General features: G+C 72.4%; 26 protein-coding genes. 18 read left to right on the top strand and 8 right to left on the bottom strand.

Annotated features, from left to right (window positions below; genetic code table 11):
* The first annotated feature begins 36 nt into the window (after positions 1-36).
* The 8 genes from DI005_RS24250 to DI005_RS24215 all read left to right on the top strand — a co-directional run bounded on the left by DI005_RS24250 (position 37) and on the right by DI005_RS24215 (position 8,689).
* The gene (locus DI005_RS24250) at positions 37-441 is read left to right on the top strand and encodes a DUF948 domain-containing protein (RefSeq protein ID WP_112274550.1); all 405 of its coding nucleotides are present in this window, start codon (positions 37-39) and stop codon (positions 439-441) included.
* A complete protein-coding gene (locus DI005_RS24245) occupies positions 438-761 on the top strand; it encodes a hypothetical protein (RefSeq protein WP_112274548.1) in 324 nt (107 codons plus the stop codon). The genes DI005_RS24250 and DI005_RS24245 overlap by 4 nt, the downstream gene beginning before the upstream one ends.
* Positions 762-858: 97 nt before the next feature.
* Complete coding sequence (alaS, locus tag DI005_RS24240) at positions 859-3,519, top strand: alanine--tRNA ligase (RefSeq protein ID WP_113643647.1); 2,661 nt, start codon at positions 859-861, stop codon at positions 3,517-3,519.
* Positions 3,516-4,010, top strand: a complete 495-nt coding sequence (gene ruvX, locus DI005_RS24235; RefSeq protein WP_112274544.1) for a Holliday junction resolvase RuvX — start codon at positions 3,516-3,518, stop codon at positions 4,008-4,010. The genes alaS and ruvX overlap by 4 nt, the downstream gene beginning before the upstream one ends.
* Positions 4,007-5,617, top strand: a complete 1,611-nt coding sequence (gene mltG / locus DI005_RS24230; RefSeq protein ID WP_113643646.1) for an endolytic transglycosylase MltG — start codon at positions 4,007-4,009, stop codon at positions 5,615-5,617. The genes ruvX and mltG overlap by 4 nt, the downstream gene beginning before the upstream one ends.
* Positions 5,607-6,461, top strand: a complete 855-nt coding sequence (locus tag DI005_RS24225; protein ID WP_369973617.1) for a shikimate dehydrogenase — start codon at positions 5,607-5,609, stop codon at positions 6,459-6,461. Before mltG ends, DI005_RS24225 begins: the two co-directional genes overlap by 11 nt.
* Before the next feature lie 70 nt (positions 6,462-6,531).
* Complete coding sequence (locus DI005_RS24220; protein WP_113643644.1) at positions 6,532-7,728, top strand: endonuclease/exonuclease/phosphatase family protein; 1,197 nt, start codon at positions 6,532-6,534, stop codon at positions 7,726-7,728.
* Between the two features lie 10 nt (positions 7,729-7,738).
* Complete coding sequence (locus DI005_RS24215) at positions 7,739-8,689, top strand: D-2-hydroxyacid dehydrogenase family protein (protein ID WP_113643692.1); 951 nt, start codon at positions 7,739-7,741, stop codon at positions 8,687-8,689.
* Here DI005_RS24215 and DI005_RS24210 read toward each other — a convergent pair.
* The 7 genes from DI005_RS24210 to DI005_RS24180 form a co-directional block, all read right to left on the bottom strand.
* Complete coding sequence (locus tag DI005_RS24210) at positions 8,673-9,485, bottom strand: serine hydrolase (protein WP_113643643.1); 813 nt, start codon at positions 9,483-9,485, stop codon at positions 8,673-8,675. The two genes, DI005_RS24215 and DI005_RS24210, sit on opposite strands and share 17 nt — an antisense overlap.
* 10 nt (positions 9,486-9,495) lie before the next feature.
* A complete protein-coding gene (locus tag DI005_RS24205; protein WP_113643642.1) occupies positions 9,496-10,143 on the bottom strand; it encodes a dienelactone hydrolase family protein in 648 nt (215 codons plus the stop codon).
* 3 nt (positions 10,144-10,146) lie between these two features.
* On the bottom strand, positions 10,147-10,803 hold the full coding sequence (locus DI005_RS24200) for a phosphoribosyltransferase (RefSeq protein ID WP_113643641.1): 657 nt from the start codon (positions 10,801-10,803) through the stop codon (positions 10,147-10,149).
* 40 nt (positions 10,804-10,843) lie between these two features.
* Complete coding sequence (locus DI005_RS24195) at positions 10,844-11,134, bottom strand: hypothetical protein (RefSeq protein ID WP_113643640.1); 291 nt, start codon at positions 11,132-11,134, stop codon at positions 10,844-10,846.
* An 83-nt stretch (positions 11,135-11,217) separates the two neighbouring features.
* Positions 11,218-11,484 carry an HPr family phosphocarrier protein gene (locus DI005_RS24190; RefSeq protein WP_112274527.1) on the bottom strand — a complete coding sequence of 89 codons (267 nt, stop codon included), beginning with the start codon at positions 11,482-11,484 and terminating at the stop codon, positions 11,218-11,220.
* Between the two features lie 14 nt (positions 11,485-11,498).
* Positions 11,499-12,770, bottom strand: coding sequence for a PTS transporter subunit EIIC (locus DI005_RS24185; RefSeq protein WP_112274525.1), 1,272 nt, complete (start codon positions 12,768-12,770; stop codon positions 11,499-11,501).
* On the bottom strand, positions 12,767-13,552 hold the full coding sequence (locus DI005_RS24180) for a GntR family transcriptional regulator (protein WP_369973616.1): 786 nt from the start codon (positions 13,550-13,552) through the stop codon (positions 12,767-12,769). Before DI005_RS24180 ends, DI005_RS24185 begins: the two co-directional genes overlap by 4 nt.
* Positions 13,553-13,704: 152 nt before the next feature.
* Between DI005_RS24180 and DI005_RS24175 the strand changes: the two genes are divergently transcribed.
* Complete coding sequence (locus DI005_RS24175) at positions 13,705-13,941, top strand: glucose PTS transporter subunit EIIB (protein ID WP_112274523.1); 237 nt, start codon at positions 13,705-13,707, stop codon at positions 13,939-13,941.
* A complete protein-coding gene (locus tag DI005_RS24170; protein WP_113643639.1) occupies positions 13,938-14,393 on the top strand; it encodes a PTS glucose transporter subunit IIA in 456 nt (151 codons plus the stop codon). Before DI005_RS24175 ends, DI005_RS24170 begins: the two co-directional genes overlap by 4 nt.
* 63 nt (positions 14,394-14,456) lie before the next feature.
* Here the strand turns inward: DI005_RS24170 and DI005_RS24165 are convergent, their stop codons facing one another.
* Positions 14,457-14,906 (bottom strand): ubiquinol-cytochrome c reductase iron-sulfur subunit, encoded by a 450-nt coding sequence (locus DI005_RS24165; RefSeq protein WP_112274519.1) that lies wholly within the window; start codon positions 14,904-14,906, stop codon positions 14,457-14,459.
* Positions 14,907-15,034: 128 nt separating this feature from the next.
* Between DI005_RS24165 and DI005_RS24160 the strand changes: the two genes are divergently transcribed.
* From DI005_RS24160 to aroQ, 8 genes are all read left to right on the top strand, one after another.
* Positions 15,035-15,424 (top strand): hypothetical protein, encoded by a 390-nt coding sequence (locus tag DI005_RS24160; RefSeq protein WP_113643638.1) that lies wholly within the window; start codon positions 15,035-15,037, stop codon positions 15,422-15,424.
* Positions 15,425-15,447: 23 nt separating this feature from the next.
* The gene (locus DI005_RS24155) at positions 15,448-15,933 is read left to right on the top strand and encodes a sigma-70 family RNA polymerase sigma factor (RefSeq protein ID WP_233520303.1); all 486 of its coding nucleotides are present in this window, start codon (positions 15,448-15,450) and stop codon (positions 15,931-15,933) included.
* Positions 15,930-16,586 carry an anti-sigma factor gene (locus DI005_RS24150; RefSeq protein ID WP_113643637.1) on the top strand — a complete coding sequence of 219 codons (657 nt, stop codon included), beginning with the start codon at positions 15,930-15,932 and terminating at the stop codon, positions 16,584-16,586. Before DI005_RS24155 ends, DI005_RS24150 begins: the two co-directional genes overlap by 4 nt.
* Positions 16,587-16,921: 335 nt before the next feature.
* Positions 16,922-17,590, top strand: coding sequence for a prepilin peptidase (locus DI005_RS24145; protein ID WP_113643636.1), 669 nt, complete (start codon positions 16,922-16,924; stop codon positions 17,588-17,590).
* 34 nt (positions 17,591-17,624) lie between these two features.
* On the top strand, positions 17,625-18,818 hold the full coding sequence (aroC, locus tag DI005_RS24140; RefSeq protein ID WP_113643635.1) for a chorismate synthase: 1,194 nt from the start codon (positions 17,625-17,627) through the stop codon (positions 18,816-18,818).
* A gap of 55 nt (positions 18,819-18,873) precedes the next feature.
* On the top strand, positions 18,874-19,434 hold the full coding sequence (locus tag DI005_RS24135; protein WP_112274877.1) for a shikimate kinase: 561 nt from the start codon (positions 18,874-18,876) through the stop codon (positions 19,432-19,434).
* A gap of 67 nt (positions 19,435-19,501) precedes the next feature.
* Positions 19,502-20,611 (top strand): 3-dehydroquinate synthase, encoded by a 1,110-nt coding sequence (aroB, locus tag DI005_RS24130; protein WP_112274507.1) that lies wholly within the window; start codon positions 19,502-19,504, stop codon positions 20,609-20,611.
* Positions 20,608-21,039: a type II 3-dehydroquinate dehydratase gene (gene aroQ / locus DI005_RS24125; protein ID WP_113643634.1), complete on the top strand. Its 432-nt coding sequence runs from the start codon at positions 20,608-20,610 to the stop codon at positions 21,037-21,039. The genes aroB and aroQ overlap by 4 nt, the downstream gene beginning before the upstream one ends.
* The last annotated feature ends 429 nt before the right edge of the window (positions 21,040-21,468 follow it).

Raw genomic sequence — 21,468 nt, 5'->3', positions numbered from 1 at the left:
CACATCGACGTCGCCACCGATCCTGGAGGAGGGCACGTGTCGGCAGGGCAGATCGCCGCACTGATCGCCGCTGGCGCATTCGTGCTGCTGGTGTTGTTCCTCGCGATCGCGTTGATCAAGCTCGGCCGCACGCTGGACGAGGCCACGATCGCGATCCGCAAGGCACACGAGAACACCGACCCGCTGCTGCACGGCGCGAACGACACGATCACGCATGTCAACACGCAGCTCGAGCGTGTGGACGGCATCACGGCCAACGCGCAGGCCGTCTCGGGCAACGTGTCGGCGCTGTCGTCGGTGTTCACCGCGACCCTCGGCGGCCCCCTCGTGAAGACCGCCGCGCTGTCCTACGGACTGTCCAAGGCCGTGCGCGCGCGCCGCAAGGGCAAGGCCGAGAACGGCAAGCACACGCTGCGCCGGGGCAGGAAGAGCAAGCGATGAGGCGGCTGTTCTGGCTCGGCATGGGCGTCGCCGCCGGGGTCGCCCTCTCCCGTAAGGCGACCGAAACGGCTCGTCAAGCCACTCCGGCGGGGTTAGCCTCGAACCTGGGCGACGCCGTGCGGGAGCTGGCGGGCGCCATCGGCGCGTTCGGTGCGGACGTCCGCGCCGGGATGAGCGAGCGGGAGCAGGAGCTGAGCGACATCGTGGAGCGGCGCACGGGCCTTCCGGGGAGGACCGAGGCCACGAGGTACACGGCGGCGGGCGGCAGGCACGCCGCCACCGAGTCGCGCGCCCGGCGAGCGCCCCGGGCGGAGAGCTGAGCGGCGTCGTTCGCCGCGCTCCCCGCCGTCACCGCCGTCCCCGAAACCAGGCTCGCGCCCGATCCGGTGCCGCCGAGCCTCACCCAGAGGAAAACCAGTGGAAACACACGAGATCAACAAGCGGTTCCTGAACTACTTCGAGGGGCACGGGCACACCAGGGTGCCCAGCGCCTCGCTGATCCTCGACGACCCGACCCTGCTGTTCGTCAACGCGGGCATGGTCCAGTTCAAGCCGTACTTCCTCGGCGAGGTGCCGCCGCCCTACCCGCGTGCCACGAGCGTGCAGAAGTGCGTGCGCACCGGGGACATCGACGAGGTCGGCAAGACCACGCGGCACAACACGTTCTTCCAGATGGCGGGGAACTTCTCGTTCGGTGACTACTTCAAGGAAGGCGCCATCGCACGTGCCTGGGAGCTGATCACCACCTCGCAGGACGACGGCGGCTTCGGGTTCGACCCCGGCCGCATCTGGGTCACCGTCTACGAGAACGACTCCGAGGCCGCGGGCCTGTGGCGGGAGATCGCCGGCATCCCGTCCGAGCGGATCCAGGCCCGCGACGGCAGGGACAACTACTGGGACATGGGCGTGCCCGGCCCCGGCGGCCCGTGCTCGGAGATCTACTACGACCGCGGCCCCGCGTACGGTCGCGAGGGCGGCCCCGTCGTCGACGAGGACCGCTACCTGGAGATCTGGAACCTCGTCTTCATGCAGGACGTGCGAGGCGACCAGAGTCCGAAGTACGGCCACCCTCCGGTCGGTGAGCTGCCGAAGAAGAACATCGACACCGGCATGGGCGTCGAGCGGGTCGCGTACCTGCTGCAGGGCGTCGAGAACGTCTACGAGACCGACCTCGTCCGCCCGGTGATCACCAAGGCGGAGGAATTCTCCGGCCGCCGCTACGGTGCGAACCACACCGACGACGTGCGCTTCCGCGTCATCGCCGACCACGCGCGCTCGGGCGTCATGCTCATCACCGACGGTGTCACGCCCGGCAACGAGGCGCGCGGTTACGTGCTGCGGCGCCTGCTGCGCCGCATCGTGCGTTCCGTGCGCCTGCTCGGCGTGCACGAGCCGGTGCTGCCGGAGTTCGCCAAGGTGGTGCGCGACGCGATGTCGCCGTCGTACCCGGAGATCGCGCGCGACTTCGACCGCATCAGCGACGTGATGCGCGTCGAGGAGGAGACCTTCCTCTCCACGCTCACCAGCGGCTCGAAGATCTTCGACCTCGCCGCCGAGGAGACCAAGCGCTCCGGCGGCGACATCCTGGCCGGGGACAAGGCGTTCCAGCTGCATGACACCTACGGCTTCCCGATCGACCTGACCCTCGAGATGGCCGCGGAGCAGGGCCTTTCGGTCGACGAGGACGGTTTCCGCACGCTCATGGAGGAGCAGCGGCAGCGGGCCAAGGCCGACGCCGCGGCACGCAAGAGCGGCCACGGCGATCTCTCCGAGTACCGCAAGGTGCTGGAGCAGCACGGCGAGACCGAGTTCCTCGGCTACACCGACCTCCAGGCCACCTCGCGCGTGCTCGCGCTGCTGCAGGACGGCGTGCCCGTGCCCTCGGTCGGCGAGGGGCAGCGGGCCGGCCTGATCCTCGACCGCACGCCGTTCTACGCCGAGAGCGGTGGCCAGATCGCCGACACCGGCACGCTCTTGGGTCACGGCGTCGAGCTGAAGGTGCTCGACGTGCAGAAGCTCGTGCCCGGCCTGTTCGTGCACAGCGTCGAGGTGATCGCGGGCGAGGTCGGCCTCGACACCGAGCTGACGGCGTCGGTCGACGCCACGCGCCGCGCCTCCATCGAGCGGTCGCACTCGGCCACGCACCTCGTGCACGCGGCCGTGCGCGGCGCCTACGGCAAGCGCGCCGCCCAGGCGGGCTCGCTGAACTCGCCGGGTCGCATGCGCTTCGACTTCACCACGCCCGGCTCGGTGTCGGCCGACGTGCTCACCGAGGTCGAGGAGGAGGTCAACGACTACCTCCAGACCGATGTCGAGGTGCAGTCCTACGTCACCACGAAGGACAAGGCGCTCGAGCTCGGGGCGGTCGCCCTGTTCGGCGAGAAGTACGGCAACGACGTGCGCGTGGTCGACATGGGCGACTACTCGCGTGAGCTCTGCGGTGGCACGCACGTCGGCCGCATCGGCCAGCTCGGCCTCGTCAAGCTCGTCAGCGACGCGTCGATCGGCTCTGGAGTGCACCGCGTCGAGGCGCTCGTGGGCACCGACGCGCTGAGGCACGTGCGCAAGGAGCAGCTGCTCGTCTCACAACTGGCCGGAACGCTGAAGGTACCGACCGACCAGCTGCCCTCCCGCATCGAGGACGTGCTCTCGCGGCTGCGCAACGCCGAGAAGGAGATCGAGCAGCTTCGCACGCGGCAGGTGCTCGGCTCGGCGGGGTCGCTGGCGGAGAAGGCGCAGGACGTGGGCGGTGTCTCCCTGGTCGCGGAGCAGCTCGCCGAGGGCGTCGACGCGGGTGGCGTGCGCGCGCTCGCGGGTGAGGTCCGCAACCGGCTGGGCTCGCGGCCCGGCGTGGTGGCGCTGTTCGCCCCCGCCGACGGCAAGGTGAGCTTCGTCGTCGCCACCACCGCTGCGGCGCGAGACAAGGGGCTCGCGGCGGGCAAGCTGGTGCCCGCGTTCGCCGAGGCGGTCGGCGGTCGCGGCGGCGGCAAGCCGGACATGGCACAGGGCGGCGGCACGAACCCCGCGGGCATCGACCAGGCCATCGCGGCGCTGCGCGGTGCCCTCGCCTCGGGGTGAGCGACATCCGTCCGGACCGGCCCGGGGAGCAGGATCCCGGGGCCGGCCGCAGGCTTGCCGTCGATGTCGGGTCCGTGCGGGTGGGCGTGGCCCTCAGCGATCCCGCGCCCATCCTGGCGAGCCCGCTCGCTACCCTGTCGCGTGATGCGGACGACGACACCGATCTCGACGAGCTGGCGCGGCTTGTCGCCGAACACGAGGTGGTCGAGGTGATCGTGGGACTGCCGAGGACACTGGCCGACCGCCACGGCGCGGCGGCCGAGACCGCCGCGGACTACGCCCGCAGGCTCGCCGAGCGGGTGGCCCCCGTGGCGGTGCGGCTCGCGGACGAGCGGCTCACCACGGTGAGCGCCAGCCGCATGCTGTCCCAGCGCGGCGTCAAGGGCCGTAAGCAGCGGGCCGTGGTGGACCAGGCCGCCGCCGTCGAGATCCTGCAGGGCTGGCTCGACGCGCGCGGCGCGGCGATCGCGAGGGAGGCCGGTCCGGCATGAGCACCCCCGACGACGGTCCCGGCGGCAGGCGCCGCCTCCGCCCGGCCCAGCGGTCCCCGCAGGCGGAGCGCCCGCCCCGGCCCCCGCGCCAGGCCGCGGCGGAGCCGCCCCAGCGCCCGCTGCCCTCCGACCCGCCGGTGCCGAGGCGCCCGCCCGCCCGACGGGCGCGGCACGCCGCACCCGAGCCAGGCCCCGCGCCGCGTCCCGGGGAGCCGAGGGGCGCGGTGCCCGAGCGCAGGCCCCGGCCGCCCGCCCGCCGCAGGCGCTCGCCCAACGAGGGCGTGCCGCCGGACGAGAACCCCACCGAGGTGCTCGGCCTCGACTTCGGCGACCGGGACTACCGCGACTACGACGAGTACGGCGACTACGACGACCTGCTCGACGAGGACATCCACGACGAGTACGGCGACGGGGACGACGAGCGGGCCGTCCCCGAGTACTTCGAGGACGAGCGTGAGGACCGGCCGGAGCCGAGGGCGCCGCGCAAGCGCCGCAAGCGGTTTCTGGGCTGGCTCGCCGCGCTCACGGTGATCGTCCTGCTCGCCGGGGGTGCCTACTACGGGGCGCGTGAGCTGCTCGGCTTCGGCTTCGAGGACTACGAGGGCACCGGCGAGAACGACGTGCTCCTGCATGTCGAGGAAGGCGACTCGACGCGCGCCATCGCCACGAAGCTCAACGAGCTCGACGTGGTCGCGAGCGCCGAGGCGTTCGTCGACGCGAGCGCGGACGACGAGCGCGTGCTGGGCGTGCAGCCCGGCTACTACGTGCTCAAGACGAAGATGTCGGGCGCGAGCGCGGTGAGCGGCCTCGTGGCGCCGGATGCCAGGGTCGGTGAGCTGCAGCTGCGGGCAGGCACCCAGCTCGACGACATCCAGCAGCCCGACGGCTCCGTCACCCCCGGCGTGTTCTCGCTGCTGTCGCAGGCCTCCTGCGCGGACCTCAACGGCGAGAGCACGTGCATCCCGGTGGAGGAGCTGCGGCGCGTTGCCGACACCACCGACCTCGCGCAGCTGGGCGTGCCCGAATGGGCCGCCGCCGACGCCGCGAGGGCCGAGCCGGGCCGCAAGCTCGAGGGCATGATCGCCCCGGGTGTGTACGACGTGAAGCCGGGCTGGGACGCGGCGACGCTGCTCGGCGAGGTGCTCAAGACCTCGACGCTGCGGATGCAGGCCGCCGGGCTGCCCGACGCGGCCGGGCGGACCGGCTACAGCCCGTACCAGATCCTCATCATCGCGTCGCTGATCGAGCGCGAGGCCGTGGCGAACGACTTCGGGAAGGTATCCAGGGTCCTGCACAACCGGCTCGCGGAGGACATGCGGCTCGAGCTCGACTCGACCATCAACTACGTGCTCCACCAGCCCGAGGTGCGCACCAACGACGCGGACCGGGCGCGGGCGGGTGCGTACAACACCTACCGCAACCGCGGCCTGCCGCCGACACCGATCGCCGCGCCGAGCCTGGAGGCCATCACCGCGGCGGAGGAGCCCCCCGAGGGGCCCTGGCTGTACTTCGTGAAGTGCGAGACCAACGGGCTCTCGTGCTTCTCGGTCGACTACCAGGAGCACCTGCGCAACCGCGACGACGCGATCGCCCGTGGTGTCTTCTAGTCCCCGCCGCGCGGCGGTACTCGGCAAACCGGTGGAGCATTCGCTCTCGCCGGTGCTGCACGGTGCCGCGTACGCCGCCCTCGGCCTGCCGGACTGGACCTACGAGCGGATCGAGGCCGACGCCGAGAGCCTGCCCGGTCTCGTGTCCGGCCTCGGTCCCGAGTGGGCGGGGCTGTCGGTGACGATGCCGGGCAAGCGCGCGGCGCTGGACCTCGCCACCGAGGCCACGCCGAGGGCCACCGCCGTGGGAGCCGCGAACACGCTCGTGCACCTGCCCTCGGGTGGCTGGCGCGCCGACTGCACCGACGTGGACGGCGTCGTGGGTGCACTGCGCGCCGCGGGTGGCTACACCGAGGGCCGGACGGCGATGGTGCTCGGCGCGGGAGGCACCGCCGCGGCGGCCGTCGCGGGCTTCGCCGCGCTCGGCCTGGAGCTGGTGCGGCTCGTCGTCCGGGAGCCCGCGCGGGCCGAGGAGTCGGCGGCGGCCGCGAAGCGCGCCGGACTGGCCGTGGAGGTGCTGCGCTGGTCCGACGTGGACTTCGCCGCCGTCACCGGCGACACCGACGTGCTCGTCAACACGGTGCCGCCCGACGCGGTCGCCCCGCACCTGGCGGAGCTGGCCGCCGTCGGTTGCGTGCTGGACGTGATCTACCACCCGTGGCCGACGCCGCTCGCCGAGGCCGTCGCCGCGCGCGGCGGCCGGGTCGCGACCGGGCTGGACATGTTGCTGCACCAGGCTTTCGGCCAGGTGGAGCAGTTCACGGGGCAGGCGGCGCCGAAGACCGCGATGCGGGACGCCCTGCGTGAGGCGACGGGCGGCATTCTGCCGCTGCCGCTGGACTGATCGTCCGAAAGTCGCTCCCCGCCGTTCACCTTGTGCCCGTAGGGTGAGCGCGACTGGGAGGTAGACACAAGTGCGCACATCTCGCGGGTGGTTGCCCGTTCTCGCCGTCGTGGTGCTGGCCGTTACCGCCGCGCCCGCCTCGGCCACGCCCCGGCCCGGCGCGAGCGCCGAGTTCGCGACGTTCAACGCCTCGCTCAACCGCGGCTCCGAGGGCGCCCTGCTCGCGGATCTGTCCACACCGGACAACCCGCAGGCGCGTGAGGTCGCCGAGGTGATCCAGCGGAGCAGGCCGGACGTGTTGCTGGTCAACGAGTTCGACTACGTACCGGGCAACGCGGCCGCCGACGCGTTCCGCGACAACTACCTGGAGGTCGGGCAGAACGGCGCGCGGCCGATCGACTACCCGTACGCCTACACCGCGCCCGTCAACACCGGGGTGCCCACCGGTTTCGACCTCGACCGCGACGGCACCGTCGGCGGCGGCAACGACGCGCACGGCTTCGGCGTGTTCGAGGGCCAGTACGGGATGCTCGTGCTCTCGAAGTACCCCATCGACACCGCGAAGGTCCGCACGTTCCAGCATTTCCGCTGGCAGGACATGCCTGGCGCCCTGCTGCCCGACGACCCGGCCACGCCGGAGCCCGCCGACTGGTACTCGCCAGAGGCGCTGGACGTGCTGCGCCTGTCGTCGAAGTCGCACTGGGACGTTCCGGTGCGCGTGGGCAAGCGCACCGTGCACTTCCTCGTCGCGCACCCGACGCCGCCCACCTTCGACGGCCCCGAGGACCGCAACGGCACCCGCAACCACGACGAGATCCGGTTCTGGGCCGACTACGTCACCCCCGGCAAGGGCGGGTACATCTACGACGACGCGGGCGGACGCGGTGGGCTGCGCGAGGGCGAGCGGTTCGTGATCGCGGGCGACTACAACGCCGACCCGTTCGACGGCGACAGCGTCGCGAGCGCCGCCCGGCAGCTGCTCGACGCGCCCCGCGTCCAGGACACCAAGCCGGCCAGCCTGGGCGCGGCCGTGGCGGCCGAGCAGCAGGGCGGCGCCAACACCGGACACGAGGGCAGGCCGTGGCTCGACACGGCCGACTTCAACGACGAGGCGCCGGGCAACCTGCGCGTGGACTACGTGCTGCCATCGCGGGGCCTGCTTCCGTTGAGTGACGGCGTGTTCTGGCCGGTGCCGGGCTCGGAGCTGGCGCGACTGAACGACGCCTCCGACCACCACCTGGTGCACGTCGAGGTGGCTGTGCCCTAGCGTGACGCCCATGAAGATCGCGATCCTCGACGACTACCAGAACGTCGCGCTCGGCCTCGCGGACTGGGCTTCGCTCGATGCCGAGATCGAGGTGTTCACCGAGCACATCCGGGACCGGGACGAGCTCGCGCGCAGGCTCGCGGGGTTCGAGGTGGTGGTCGCCATGCGCGAGCGCACCCCGTTCCCCGCCGAGCTGCTGGAGCGGCTGCCGGACCTGCGCCTGATCGTCAGCGCCGGCGGCCCGCGCAACCCCTCGATCGACATCAAGACGGCGACCGAGCGGGGGATCGTGGTCAGCCACACCGGGTACCTGCCGCACCCGGCCGCGGAGCTGACGTGGGCGCTGATCCTCGCGGCGGTGCGCGGGCTGCCCGTCGAGGAGCGGTCGGTGCGCGAGGGCGGCTGGCAGGTCGGGGTCGGCACGGGGCTGCACGGCCGCACGCTGGGCCTGCTCGGGCTCGGCAGGCTCGGTGCGAAGGTTGCCCGCGTCGGGCAGGCGTTCGGCATGCGCACGATCGCGTGGAGCCAGAACCTCACGCCCGAGAAGGCCGCCGAGCACGACGTGACGGCGGTGTCGAAGGAGGACCTGCTGCGCGAGTCGGACATCGTGACCGTCCACCTCGTGCTGAGCGGCCGCTCGCGGGGTCTCGTCGGCGCCGGTGAGCTTGCCCTGATGAAGCCGGACGCATGGCTCGTGAACACCTCACGCGGGCCGATCGTCGACGAGGGCGCGCTGGTGGAGGCACTGCGGGAGCGGCGGATCGGGGGCGCCGCGCTCGACGTGTTCGACCAGGAGCCGTTGCCTGCCGACCACCCGCTGCGGTCGCTGCCCAACACCGTCCTCACGCCGCACATCGGGTACGTGACACGTGAGGTGTACGAGGTGTTCTACCGCGACGCCGTGGAGGACATCGCCGCCTATCAGGCGGGCGAGCCCATCCGCGTCATGCCAGTTCCCTGAGCACGGCGTCGGTGTAGGCGGGCCAGGCCTCGGCGGCCCACGGCCCGAAGTCGCGGTCGGTCAGCGCCACGCATGCCACGCCGGCGTCCGGGTCGATCCACAGGAACGTTCCGGACTGTCCGAAGTGGCCGAACGTGCGCGGGGAGCTGAGGCTGCCCGTCCAGTGTGGGCTCTTGTGGTCGCGGATCTCGAAGCCGAGGCCCCAGTCGTTGGGCTTCTGGTGGCCGAACCCGGGCAGCACGCCGGTGAGCCCGGGAAAGGCCACCTCGGTCGCCCGCGCGAGCGTGGTGGGCGCCAGCAGCTTCGGCTGCTGTAGCTCGGCGGCGAACAGCACGAGGTCATCCACAGTGGACTCCGCGTCGGCTCCCGGCGAGCCGTTCAACTTCGTGCTGTTCATCCGCAGCGGCTGGAACAGCGCCTCGTCCTGGTAGGCCGCGAACGGGATGCCCGAGTGCTCGGTGAGCGCGTCGGCGAGCTGCTCGAAGCCCGCACTGGAGTACATCCTGCGCTGCCCGGGAGGCGCGTAGACCTTGTGCTCGTTGAAGCCGAGGCCGGCCGTGTGCGCGAGCAGGTGCCTGACCGTGGCGCCCTCGGGACCCGCGGGCGTGTCCAGCTCGACCACGCCCTCCTCGATCGCGATCAGCGTCGTGTAGGCGGTGAACAGCTTGGTGACCGACGCGAGCGGGAAGACCCGCCCGGTGTCGCCGTGGCTGCCCAGCACGCTGCCGTCGGCGCGCACTACCGCCGTCGCCACGTTGTCCACCGGCCATCGCTCGATCAACCGCACACTGTCCATGGCCCCCAGCCTACGAACGTGCGAGGTGCCTCCCGAACCAGGCCCCGGCCTGCTCGGCCACGTGCTCCAGCGCGCCGGACTCCTCGAACAGGTGGGTCGCGCCCGGCACGATCTCGATCTCGTATGGCGCCCGCAGGTTCTGTGCGGCCTGCTCGTTGAGCCTGCGTACCTGCTCGTCCCGCTCGCCGATCACGAGCAGCACGGGGCAGTCGACCTCGCCGAGCGCGTCGCCCGCCAGGTCGGGCCTGCCGCCTCTCGACACCACCGCGCGCACGTGCTCCCGGCGCCTCGCCGCCGCGACCAGCGCGGCCGCGGCGCCGGTGCTCGCGCCGAAGAGGCCGATCGGCAGTCCGTGCGTGCGGTCGTCCTCTGTCAGCCGGTCGACGGCGTCTACCAGGCGTCCGGCGAGCAGCTCGACGTCGAAGCGCAACTCGGCCGTGGCGGCGTCGGCGCGTTCCTCGTCGGGGCTGAGCAGGTCGAACAGCAGTGTGCCGAGCCGCTGGTCCTGCAGCGTCCTGGCCACGGCCACGTTGCGCGGGCTGTGCCGGGAGCTGCCCGAGCCGTGCGCGAACGCGACCACCCCGATCGCGTCGGCGGGCATCGTGAGATCGCCGGGCAGAGCCGCGTCCTCGGTCTCGACGGCGAAGGGCACGGTCATCGCTCACGCCCCCTTCGCCAGCAGGTCGAGGACCTCGTCGTCGGTGGTCTGGCCGAAGTCGTCGTACCACTGGCCCACCGCGCGGAAACCCTCCGGCCGCAGCGCGCACACCACCTCGTCGGCCTCCGCGCGCAGCCCCTCGGCCGCCTCCGCCGCGCACACGGGCGTGGCCAGTATCAGCCTGCGCGGACCGTCGGCCCGCAACGCCCGCAGCGCCGCCGTCGCGGTGACGCCCGTGGCCAGGCCGTCGTCGATCAGCAGGACGTCGCGGCCCTCGGCCCGCTCGGGTTCCCGGCCCTGCAGGTAGAGGTCGACCCTGCGCTGTGCCTCGGCCCGCTCGCGCTCGCAGGCCTCCTCGAGGTCGCCGGGGCCGAGCCCGAGCGCCCGCACACTGCGGTCGTCGAAGGTCGCGGGCCCGTGTGCCGTGACGGCACCGATGCCGAACTCGGGATGTTCCGGAGCGCCGATCTTCCTGGCGACGGCGACGCCGAGGGGTGCGTCCAGCTCGGCGGCGACCTCCGCCGCGACGGGCACGCCGCCCCTGGCGAGGCCGAGCACGACGGGCTCCACCCAGTCGCGCTCGCTCAGCAGCCCGGCCAGCCTGCGGCCCGCGTCCCGGCGGTCGGTGTACGTCTGGCTCGTGGTGGCTGGTTGTCGCATCAGCTCGTCCGGCCCTCCTCGATGTGCTGACCCGCCTGGTTCAGCCGGGTTCCCCGCGTCGCTTGCGGTGGATCACCCAGCCGAGGTCGACGGCCATGCCCACGGCGAGCACGCACAACAGCACGGTGGCCCACACGATCCCGTTGACCGCGAAGAGCACCGCCGCGCCCGCGCACAGCACCACCGTGACCGCGGCGAGGACGATCCGCAGGGTCAACGCGCTGTAGGCGGGTGCCGCACCGCCGAAGCCACCGGTCGGGTCGTGGTAGTCGGGCAGGCCCCGCGCGTACTCCTCGCGGGTGCGAGGCCGCTGCCTTTCCCGTCGTTCCATGTGTCCCGGGTACCCGGCGTGGCGGTGTCCCATGCGTGCGGCGGGCCCCCTCGGCGACCGGAGGGGGCCCGCTCAGGAGTGGTTCAGGCGTCGAGGTCGGTCGCCACCAGCTCGGCGATCGCGGTGACGGCCTCCTCGGCACCGGTGCCGTCGGCGGCGATCACCACCTCGTCCCCGAACGCCGCGCCGAGCGTCATCAGGTTCAGCACGCTGCCCGCGGGCACCGGCTCCCCGCCGTCCTTGGCGATCGTCACCGTGACCGGCTGCGCGGCGGCGGCCTTCGCGACGAGGGCCGCGGGCCTCGCGTGCAGGCCCACCTTGCTCGCCACCGTGACCCGTTGTTGCGGCATGTTTCGCGCTCCCGTCAGGACCGGGCCGACTTGTCGGCGGGTTCGGACTTCTCGGTGGCTTCGGGCGCGCCCTCGGATGCCGCCGCGCTCTCCTCGTCCTCCTCGCGGCCCGGCGTGCGCAGGTTCCACTTCGTGATGACCCACCTGAAGAGCAGGTAGTAGATCACCGCGTACACCAGGCCGATCGGGATCAGCCACAGCGCACCGCTCGCGGCGGGCGCCCCCGCGTTGAGCAGGAAGTCGATGCCACCGGCGGAGAACGAGAAGCCGAGGTGGATGTCCAGCGCGTTGACCAGCGCCAGCGACAGGCCCGTGAGCACCGCGTGGATCAGGTACAGCGGCCAGGCCACGAACATGAACGCGAACTCGATGGGCTCGGTGACACCGGTGAGGAACGACGTGAGCGCGGCGGAGAGCATGATCCCGCCGACGATCTTCTTCTGGCTCGGGCGGGCGGTCTGCCAGATGGCCAGCGCCGCGGCGGGCAGGGCGAACATGAAGATCGGGAAGAAGCCGGTCATGAACGCGCCCGCGTTGGGGTCGCCCGCGAAGAAGTTGTTGATGTCGCCGCCGTCGAAGATCAGCCAGACGGGCACGTTGATCAGCTGGTGCAGGCCGACCGGGATGAGCAACCGGTTCAGGAACCCGTAGATGCCGCCGCCGATCACGGCGTCACCGGTCACGGCCTCGCCGAGGTTCTGCATGCCGGCGTCGATGGCGGGGAAGATCAGCCCGAAGGCCACGCCGAGCACGAGCAGCACGAAAGAGTTGATGATCGGCACGAATCGCCTGCCGCCGAAGAAGGCCAGGTATGGCGGGAGCTTGATGCGGTAGAACCGCTGCCACAGCACGGCGGTCACGAGACCGACGATCACGCCGGAGAGCACGCTGTACGGCCAGCGGATGGGCTGCAGGTACCAGCCCTCCGAGAACCCTTCGAGCTCGTTGATCGGCGCGAACACCTGCACGACCTTGCTGAAGACGACGAAGCCGACGACCGCGGCCACACCCGTCGAACCGTCCCCCTTGCGCGCGAAGCCAACGGCGATGCCCACCGCGAACAGCAGCGGCAGCCAGTCGAACAGCCCACCGCCCGCCGCGGCGAGCACCTTCGCGATGTCCTCGGTGGCCGACCATCTGCCGAGCATGTCGTCCTGGCCCAGCCGCGACAGCAGACCTGCCGCGGGAAGGGTGGCAATGGGCAGCATGAGGCTGCGCCCGAAGCGTTGCAGTCCCGCCAGCCGCCTGCCCTTGCCCTTCGTCTCCGCAGAGGGGGTGGCGCTCATGAGCGTCCTCCATGTTCCGGAAGGGGGCCGGAATCCGGGGAGTTCCGGTCCAGTTTCATGGTCACCTGGTACTGATCTCCCCGGTACCAGGACGTCATGTCCTCCACCGGCTTCCCGCGCATGCTCGAGATCCGGCGGAAGACCAGTAGCGGGCCCGCCGTGCGGATGCCGAGCAGCCGCGCGGTCTCCCGGTCCGCCGACTCCGCCCAGACGGTCTGCCAGGCATGGTCGAAGCGGATGTCGTAGTGCTCGGCGAGCTGCGCGTACAGCGAACCGGTGAGGTCGAGGCCGAGCAGCCCCGGCACGGCACGTGGGTGGTACCAGCCGCGCTCGACGGCCAGCGGCACCCCGTCGGCCAGCCGCAGCCGCCGGATCCCCAGCGCCTCCTCGTTCCCGGCGAGGCCGAGTGCGGCGGCCGTCGACGGGGGCGGGATCTCACTGGCGGCGCCGAGGCTCCTGGTCGTCGGGACCAGGCCGCGGCGCCGCATGTCCGCCGTGAACGACATCAGGTAGAGCTGCAGCTCCATACGCCCGGCCGCGGTGAACGTGCCCTTGCCCCGCACCCGGGACAGCAGGCCCTCGTCCACGAGCTTGCCGATCGCCGTGCGCACGGTCAGCCGGGACACGTCGTAGCGTTCCGCGAGCTCGCGCTCCGACGGGATGGCTGAGCCGGGTGGCAGCTCGCGTTCCACCATCCGGCGCAGTATTTCGCGCAGCTGCGTGTGTTTGGGGGTCGGGCCGTCGACGACGCGGTCGGGCGAGGCGCCGGTCATCGAGTCCATCGGCACCTCCGGTGCTCGCGTCGACGGGCGAAGATTGGTACGTTCCGGTCTAGACCATTTGTTGATGGGGCAGAATGCTCCGTTACCCGACCGGGTGTCAACCACCGTTACGGGTTCGTGCTCCGTAACCGAACAGATCCAGGGAGACCGCCATGGCGGACGACAGGCCGGCGAAGATCCTCGCGGCGCTCGGCGGCGCGGACAACATCATCGAGATCGAAGGATGCATCACGCGGCTGCGCTGCGAGCTGGAAGACGGCTCGCTCGTCGACGAGCCCGCGCTGAAGCAGGCGGGCGCGCACGGCGTGGTGAAGGTCGGCGACGTCGTGCAGGTGATCGTCGGCCCCGAGGCCGACACCATCGCCAGCGACATCGAGGACCTGATGTGAGCCTGGCCGTGCAGAGCCCGGTCGCGGGCACGACCGTGGCGCTGACCGAGGTGCCGGACCCGGTGTTCGCGCAGGCCATGGTGGGTCCCGGCCTCGCGGTGCGGCCGGACGGAGGGCGGGCCGACGCGGTGGCCCCCCTCGACGGCACGGTGGTGACACTGCATCCGCACGCGTTCGTCGTCGCGGGCGAGGACGGCCGGGCCGTGCTCGTGCACCTCGGCATCGACACGGTCAAGCAGAAGGGCGAGGGGTTCACCCTGCACGTCGTGAAGGGCGAGCAGGTGCGCGCGGGACAGCCAGTGGTGGGCTGGGACCCCGACGCCGTGGCGGCGGCGGGCTACTCGCCGATCGTGCCCGTCATCGCGCTCGACGCTCAGGAGAGCGCGCTCGCCGGGCTGCGGCTCGGCTCGGCGGTGGCCGCGGGCGACGCGATTTTCACCTGGGCGGGCTGAGGCGCCGACGGGAGACGGGGATGCCCCACCCCCTCAGGCATCCCCGCCACTGGGCGACCGCGCTCACGCGGTCACGATCTGGTCCCGCTCGATGGCGACCTTGACGGCGGGCAGCGGTTCGCTCGCCGGTCCGTTCTTGACCTCGCCCGTGAACGCGTCGAACCGCGAACCGTGGCACGGGCACACCAGCTCGGCGCCCTCCGGCGCGACCGCGCAGCCCTGGTGGGTGCACACGGCGCTGAAACCGGCGACCTCGTTCTGGCTGCGTCGCGAGATGATCGCGTCCTGACCGTCAGGCGTCTTCACGGTGGTGGCGCCGCCGACGGGCACGTCGTTGAGGGCGGCGACCCGCTGGCCCGCGGGGGCCGCGCTCGACGGCTGTCCTCCTTCGGTGGGCGGGCTTTCGGTTTCTCCGTCACCACACGCGGCGAGCACGACGGTTCCGGCGGCTGCTCCGGCTACGGCGGCACCGGTGGTCAGAACGGTGCGGCGGGTGTGAGATTGGGCAGTCATGCTTCTGGACACGAGGCCGCCGCCGGTTCGGTTCAATCCAGCGCGACGTCGAACCGGAACGGGCGCTGCCCCGTGTCACTGACAGAGAGGTCGTCACTGATCGGCGGAGCGGGCTTGGGAGTGGAGCGATGGTCGGCTGGATTCTGCGGGTGCTGGTGGCGCTCGGTTTGCTCGGTTCGGCATGGGTGCACTGGGTCGTCTGGCTCGACTGGGCCCGCAACACGGACGTCGTCGGCCCGCTCTTCCTGGTCAACGTCATCGCCGGGGTCGTGATCGCGATCGCCGTGCTGCTGTGGCGGCATTGGCTGCCCGCGCTGGCGGCGGTCGGTTTCGGGCTCGCGACGCTCGGGGCCTACGTGCTGTCGCTGACGGTCGGCTTCTTCGGGGTGCAGGAGCAGTTCGCCACCCAGGAGGAGGTGTGGGGCGTCGTCACCGAGGTCGCGTGCGTGGTGTTCGGCCTCGCGCTGCTGGTGCCCCGGAGGACCACGGCGACCGCGAGGGAGAGCGGGCGGGTGTGAGCGATGAGGCCGAGCCCCAGTTGATGCGGGCGTTGCACGACGAGCACGCGGCCGCACTGTGGTCGTACGCCCTGCGCCTGACGAGCGGGGACCGTGGCCGTGCCGAGGACGTCGTGCAGGAGACCCTGCTGCGGGCGTGGCGCCATCCCACGGTGCTGGACCAGTCTCAGCGCTCGGCGAGGGCCTGGCTGTTCACGGTGGCCAGGCGGATCGCGATCGACGACTGGCGCTCGGCCACGAGCCGTTCCGAGGTCGCGACGGACCCGGTGCCTGAGTTCCCGGTGCCGGACGACACCGAGCGCGCGGTGCAGGGCTGGCTCGTGGCCGACGCGCTCGGCGAGCTGTCTCCTCGGCATCGCGAGGTGCTCCTGCTGTGCTTCTTCCAGGGGATGTCCGTCGCCGATGCGGCGGCTCAGCTGGGAATCGCGGAGGGAACGGTCAAGTCGCGGACGCACTACGCCCTGCGCGCGCTCCGGCTGGTGCTCGAGGAGAAGGGGGTGACCCGGTGAACGACGCGTTCGGCACGCGAGCCGATGCGTTCGCGGCGTTCGATGCCGCGTACGTGCTCGGGGCGCTCGCGCCCGAGGACCGTGCCGCGTTCGAGCAGCACCTCCCGCACTGCGACTCGTGCGCGCGTTCGGTGCGGGAGCTGGCCGGGCTGCCCGGCCTGCTCGCCCAGGCCGACGTGGTGGCCCACCTGAACCCGGAACCGCCACCGCCCGATCTCCTGCCTGCCCTGCTGGTGACGGTGCGGCGGCAGCGGCGGCGCCGGGTGCTGACGACGCTCGCGGCCGTGGGCGCGGCGGTGGCGGCGTGCGCGGCGCTGGTGCTCGCGCTCGTGCTGCCCGGCGGGCAGCCGCCCCGGGAGGAGATGATCGTGCTCGGCTCCTACCCCGTGCAGGCGAGCGTCAACCTGACCGAGGCGGACTGGGGCACGCGAGTGGACATGTCGTGCAGCTACCGCGGTGGCAGGGGAGGTGACTACATCCTGGTCGCCGTGCGGGCCGACGGCACCGTGCGCCAGCTGGCGAGCTGGTACGCGGTGCCCGAGGACACCGCCGAGCTGTCGATCGGTACCCCGCTCCGGCGTGCCGACATCGACGCACTGGAGATCCGTCTCCCGGACGGCCCTGCCCTCCTCCGCCTCCCGGTCTCCGGCTGACGCTGCGCGAGTCCCCCGCTCCAGCCCGCGAGTCCCCCGCTCAGGACCGCGAGTTGCCCGCTCCAGCGCGCGAGTTGCCCGCTCGGGACCGCGAGTGGCCCGCTCCAGTCCGCGAGTTGCCCGCTCCAGCCCGCGAGTTGCCCGCTCGGCAGCGAGTTGCCCGCTCGGCCCGCGAGTTGTGCGCCCGGGACCGCGCGGCATGCCCGGGGAGGCCCCCGTGGGAGGCCCCGTGTGGCTACGGCGAACGGGTGAGATCGGCCGCACCCGCGCGCGAACGGAGTCTTCACTCCGGTTACTCCTTGCCCTCCGGTGTCCCGGCCACGACTCTGGAAGGCGTGTACTGGGGACTGATCTTCGCCGTCGCCGGCCTCGTCATCGGCTGGGCCGCGAGCAGGGTGCTGGGCCGAACGCGGCGCCCTGCCGCCGTGCCGGTCTGGTGGTGCGCGGGCGGCACGGCGTCGCTGTGGGCCGTGGTGGCCTGGCGGTGGTCGGCGGACGGCATGCCCGGTTGGTGGCTGCCCGTGCCGCTCGTCGTCACCGCGCTGGCCGTCCCGCTCGCGCTCACCGATCTCCGTCACCGGCGCCTTCCCGACGCACTCACGGTGCCCGCGTATCCCTTGGTGGGCGCCGCGGTCTGCGTCGCGGCGGCGGCGGGGCCCGAAGGCGCGCTCGCGGTCAGGGCGGCATCGGCCGCCGTGCTGTTCGCGGGAGTCCACGCCCTGGTACACGCCGTCGCGCCGGCCGCGCTCGGAGCGGGCGACGTGAAGTTGTCGGGCAGCCTCGGTGGCGCGCTCGGCGCGACGGGCTGGCCGGCACTCGTGGTCGCCGCCTGCGCGGCGGCGGTGGCCACGCTGGTGCTGGCCGGAGCGGCGGCCCTGCTCCGCGTGCGCCGGTGGCGCGGAGGAGTCCCGCACGGGCCTGGCCTGCTGGCCGTCACGTGCCTGGTCACGCTGTTCCCGGGCGCCGGGCTGGAGGCGGGAGCGGAGGTGACTGTGGGCAGCTGAAGCAAGATCGGCGCCTCGTGACAGGATTCGGTACGTGTTGCGCTGGATAACCGCAGGTGAGTCCCATGGGCCCGCTCTGGCCGCCATCCTCGAGGGCATGGTCGCCGGAGTCGAGGTCACGACCGCCGACCTGAGCGAGCAGCTCGCCCGTCGGCGACTCGGCTTCGGCCGGAGCCCCCGCATGGGCTTCGAGACCGACCGGATCGAGTTCGTCGGAGGCGTCAGGCACGGTCGTACCCAGGGCGGCCCGATCGCGGTCCAGATCGAGAACGCCGAGTGGCCGAAGTGGGAGAAGGTCATGGCGGCCGATCCCGTCGACCCCGCCGAGCTGGAGGGCCTGGCGCGCAACGAGCCGCTGACGCGGCCCCGGCCCGGTCACGCTGACCTGCCCGGGATGCAGAAGTACGGCTTCGACGAGGCACGTCCGGTGCTCGAGCGGGCCAGCGCGCGGGAGACCGCGTCGCGCACCGCGCTGGGCACGGTGGCGCGGCTGTTCCTGCGGCAGCTGCTGGATGTCGAGATCGTCAGCCACGTCGTGTCCATCGGTGCCGCCGAGGCTCCCGAGGGGCCGCTGCCGGAGCCGGGTGACCTCGCCGCGATCGACGAGAGCCCCGTCCGAGCCTTCGGCGATGAGGCCACGCAGGCGATGGTCGCCGAGGTGGACGCCGTCCGGCAGGCCGGTGACACGGTCGGTGGTGTGATCGAGGTGATCGCGTACGGACTGCCGCCGGGCCTGGGCTCCCACGTCCACTGGGACCGGAGGCTGGACGCCCGGCTGGCCGGCGCGCTGATGGGCGTGCAGGCGATGAAGGGCGTAGAGGTCGGCGACGGGTTCACGACGGCGCGGCGCTGGGGCAGCAGGGCCCACGACGAGATCGACAGGGGCAAGGGGCCGAAGGGCGTCACGCGGCGCTCGAACCGTGCCGGCGGCCTGGAGGGCGGTATCACCAACGGCGAGCCGCTGCGGGTCCGGATCGCGATGAAGCCGATCTCGACCGTGCCGCGCGCGCTCTCCACCGTCGACGTGGAGACCGGCGAGCCGGCCGTGGCGATCCACCAGCGCTCCGACGTGTGCGCGGTGCCGAGGGCGGGTGTGGTCCTGGAGTCGGTCGTGGCGCTGATCCTGGCCGACGCGGCGCTGGAGAAGTTCGGCGGCGACTCGCTGGCCGAGTCCAAGCGCAACGTCGAGAGCTACCTGGCCGGGCTCGAGGCGTGGTGGGACCGGTAACGCGACGGCGGAGGCCGAGGGCGGGCGTCCGAGCGCGGAGGCTACCGTGACCAGCATGACCACACGCGGCCCCGTTGTTCTCGTCGGCCCGCCCGGCTCGGGCAAGAGTACGGTGGGGCCGCTGCTCGCCGGGCTGCTCGGTGTGGCCTACGCCGACGCGGACGCCGACCTCGAGGCCGAGACGGGCCGCCGCATCGCCGAGATCTTCGCCAACGACGGTGAGCCCGCGTTCAGGGCCATCGAGGAGGAGATCGTCGCGGCCGGCCTGGGCCGGCACTCGGGTGTCTACGCGCTCGGCGGAGGGGCGCCGCTGTCGGAGATCACGCGGAAGCGGCTGAGTGAGCACACCGTGGTGTTCCTGTACGTCGGCATGGCCGAGGGCGTGCAGCGCACCGGCCTGTCGACCGCGCGCCCGCTGCTGGCCGGGGTGAACCCGCGCGCGACGTACAAGGAGCTGCTCGACAAGCGGCTGCCGATCTACCGTTCGGTCGCGACGATCGAGGTCGACACGACCGGTCGCGCACCCCGCGACGTCGCGGCCGTGATCGCCGAGCGGCTGGCCGGCCTGGCGGAGGAGTCCGGGCGCGACGGCGCCGAGGAGTCGTTCGCGGAGTGACAATGCGTACCCGCGTCCGGCAGGCCGGGGTCACCGCGCCGCCGACCGGGTCCCGATGAGGAGGACGATGACCACCGACCCGGTCCGTATCGAGGTCAAGACCGCCCAGCCGTACGAGGTCGTGGTGGGCCGTGGGCTGCTCGCCGAGCTCACCGAGACGGTGCGTGACGCGTCCAAGGTGGCGCTCATCCACCCGCCGACGCTCACGACGACAGCCGAGGCCGTCCGCGAGGAGCTGGCCGGTGCCGGGCTCGACGCCCACCGCGTGGAGATCCCCGACGCCGAGGACGGCAAGGCGCTGCGCGTCGCGGACTTCTGCTGGGACGTGCTCGGCCAGATCGGGCTCGACCGGCGCGGTGTCGTCGTCGCACTGGGCGGCGGCGCGGTCACCGACCTCGCCGGGTTCGTCGCGGGCACCTGGATGCGGGGCGTCCGGCTGGTGAACGTGCCGACGACGTTGCTCGGCATGGTGGACGCCGCCGTCGGCGGCAAGACGGGCATCAACACCGAGGCGGGCAAGAACCTCGTCGGCGTCTTCCACGAGCCCTCGGCGGTGCTCGTCGACCTCGCGACGCTGGAGACGTTGCCGCCGAACGAGCTGGTGGCGGGGATGGCCGAGGTCGTCAAGGCGGGCTTCATCGCCGACCCGCGCATCCTGGAGCTGATCGAGCAGGACTCGGCCGCGGCCGTCGACACGCAGGGGCCGGTGCTCGGTGAGCTGGTCCGGCGATCGATCCAGGTCAAGGCCGACGTCGTGTCGGCGGACCTGCGCGAGTCGGATCTGCGCGAGATCCTCAACTACGGCCACACCCTCGGGCACGCCATCGAGCGCCGGGAGCGGTACCGGTGGCGGCACGGCGCGGCCGTGAGCGTGGGGCTCGTGTTCGCCGCCGAGCTGGCCCGCCTCGCCGGCAGGCTCGACGACGCGACCGCGGACCGGCACGCCGCCGTGCTGCGCTCGCTCGGGCTGCCGACCTCCTACGACCCCGACGCGCTGCCGCAGCTCATCGACGGCATGCGCGCCGACAAGAAGAACAGGTCGGGCACGCTGCGGTTCGTCGTGCTCGACGGGCTCGCCAAGCCGGGCCGCATGGAGGGACCCGACCCGGCGCTGCTGGCCGGGGCCTACTCCGTGATCGCGGGCGGCGAGGCCAAGGACGGGGGCGTGTTCCTGTGAACGTGCTGGTGCTCAACGGGCCCAACCTCGGCAGGCTCGGCAAGCGCGAGCCGTCCGTCTACGGCTCCACCACCCACGACGACCTGGTGCGGCTGTGCGTCGAAACCGGGAAGGAGCTCGGGCTCGAGGTCGAGGTGCGGCAGACCGACCACGAGGGCGAGATGGTCGGCTGGCTGCACGAGGCGGCCGACGCCGGTGTGCCCGTGGTGCTCAACGCCGGGGCCTGGACGCATTACTCGATCGCCGTGCGCGACGCGGCCGCTCAGCTGGCCGCGCCGCTGATCGAACTGCACATCTCCAACGTCCACCGGCGCGAGGAGTTCCGGCACCACAGCGTGCTCTCCGACATCGCGACCGGCGTGCTCGCCGGTTTCGGGGTGGACGGCTACCGCCTCGCCCTGCGCTGGCTGGCCGACAACGAAGGGTGACCGCGGTCCCGGTTTCGCGGGCCACGCGGCTCAGGAGCCGCGGGCTGCCCGAATCGGACGCCTGCGCGGTGGCGTCACTGTTCGCGCCCCGGAGCTGAGCAGGTTCCCGCGGGGCGGCGTCGCGGGGATGATCGAGCGGCGGCTCGGGTACGCGGGGCGGCCGGGCACGTGCACTGGTCTGGGTGATCGAGCTCGGCGGTGAGGCGATCGATCGGCCTCGTCGACCTCCGGCCGCTCACAGAGCTGCCGGGGGAGGCCGCCGAGATCGGCCGACGAGCTGACGGCGGCGGTCCTCGGGGCGGGCCCACGGCCGCAGTTCGCCGACGCCTACCCGCGCGCGGACGCTCCCGGGCGCTACGCGGCGTGTCCGCAGAACATCAACGGATTCGAGGCGGAACCCGTTGCCACACCACGAGGTCTGCACCCGTT

Origin of the sequence: Prauserella sp. PE36, assembly GCF_003311655.1 — a bacterium.
In the GTDB taxonomy this organism is placed as follows: Bacteria; Actinomycetota; Actinomycetes; order Mycobacteriales; family Pseudonocardiaceae; genus Prauserella_A; species Prauserella_A endophytica.
Note: the sequence above shows the minus strand (reverse complement) of the source record. Positions and strands in the feature narration are given on the sequence as shown.

Bases quoted from the DNA above. Each gene is read 5' to 3' on its own strand.
- DI005_RS24165 (WP_112274519.1), bottom strand. From the start codon at position 14,906: ATGACTGCCCAATCTCACACCCGCCGCACCGTTCTGACCACCGGTGCC.
- DI005_RS24215 (WP_113643692.1), top strand. From the start codon at position 7,739: ATGAAGATCGCGATCCTCGACGACTACCAGAACGTCGCGCTCGGCCTC.
- DI005_RS24190 (WP_112274527.1), bottom strand. From the start codon at position 11,484: ATGCCGCAACAACGGGTCACGGTGGCGAGCAAGGTGGGCCTGCACGCG.
- DI005_RS24195 (WP_113643640.1), bottom strand. From the start codon at position 11,134: ATGGAACGACGGGAAAGGCAGCGGCCTCGCACCCGCGAGGAGTACGCG.
- DI005_RS24175 (WP_112274523.1), top strand. From the start codon at position 13,705: ATGGCGGACGACAGGCCGGCGAAGATCCTCGCGGCGCTCGGCGGCGCG.
- aroB (WP_112274507.1), top strand. From the start codon at position 19,502: ATGACCACCGACCCGGTCCGTATCGAGGTCAAGACCGCCCAGCCGTAC.
- DI005_RS24205 (WP_113643642.1), bottom strand. From the start codon at position 10,143: ATGACCGTGCCCTTCGCCGTCGAGACCGAGGACGCGGCTCTGCCCGGC.
- DI005_RS24135 (WP_112274877.1), top strand. From the start codon at position 18,874: ATGACCACACGCGGCCCCGTTGTTCTCGTCGGCCCGCCCGGCTCGGGC.
- DI005_RS24245 (WP_112274548.1), top strand. From the start codon at position 438: ATGAGGCGGCTGTTCTGGCTCGGCATGGGCGTCGCCGCCGGGGTCGCC.
- DI005_RS24180 (WP_369973616.1), bottom strand. From the start codon at position 13,552: ATGGACTCGATGACCGGCGCCTCGCCCGACCGCGTCGTCGACGGCCCG.
- DI005_RS24155 (WP_233520303.1), top strand. From the start codon at position 15,448: ATGCGGGCGTTGCACGACGAGCACGCGGCCGCACTGTGGTCGTACGCC.
- mltG (WP_113643646.1), top strand. From the start codon at position 4,007: ATGAGCACCCCCGACGACGGTCCCGGCGGCAGGCGCCGCCTCCGCCCG.
- DI005_RS24160 (WP_113643638.1), top strand. From the start codon at position 15,035: ATGGTCGGCTGGATTCTGCGGGTGCTGGTGGCGCTCGGTTTGCTCGGT.
- DI005_RS24210 (WP_113643643.1), bottom strand. From the start codon at position 9,485: ATGGACAGTGTGCGGTTGATCGAGCGATGGCCGGTGGACAACGTGGCG.
- DI005_RS24200 (WP_113643641.1), bottom strand. From the start codon at position 10,803: ATGCGACAACCAGCCACCACGAGCCAGACGTACACCGACCGCCGGGAC.
- DI005_RS24185 (WP_112274525.1), bottom strand. From the start codon at position 12,770: ATGAGCGCCACCCCCTCTGCGGAGACGAAGGGCAAGGGCAGGCGGCTG.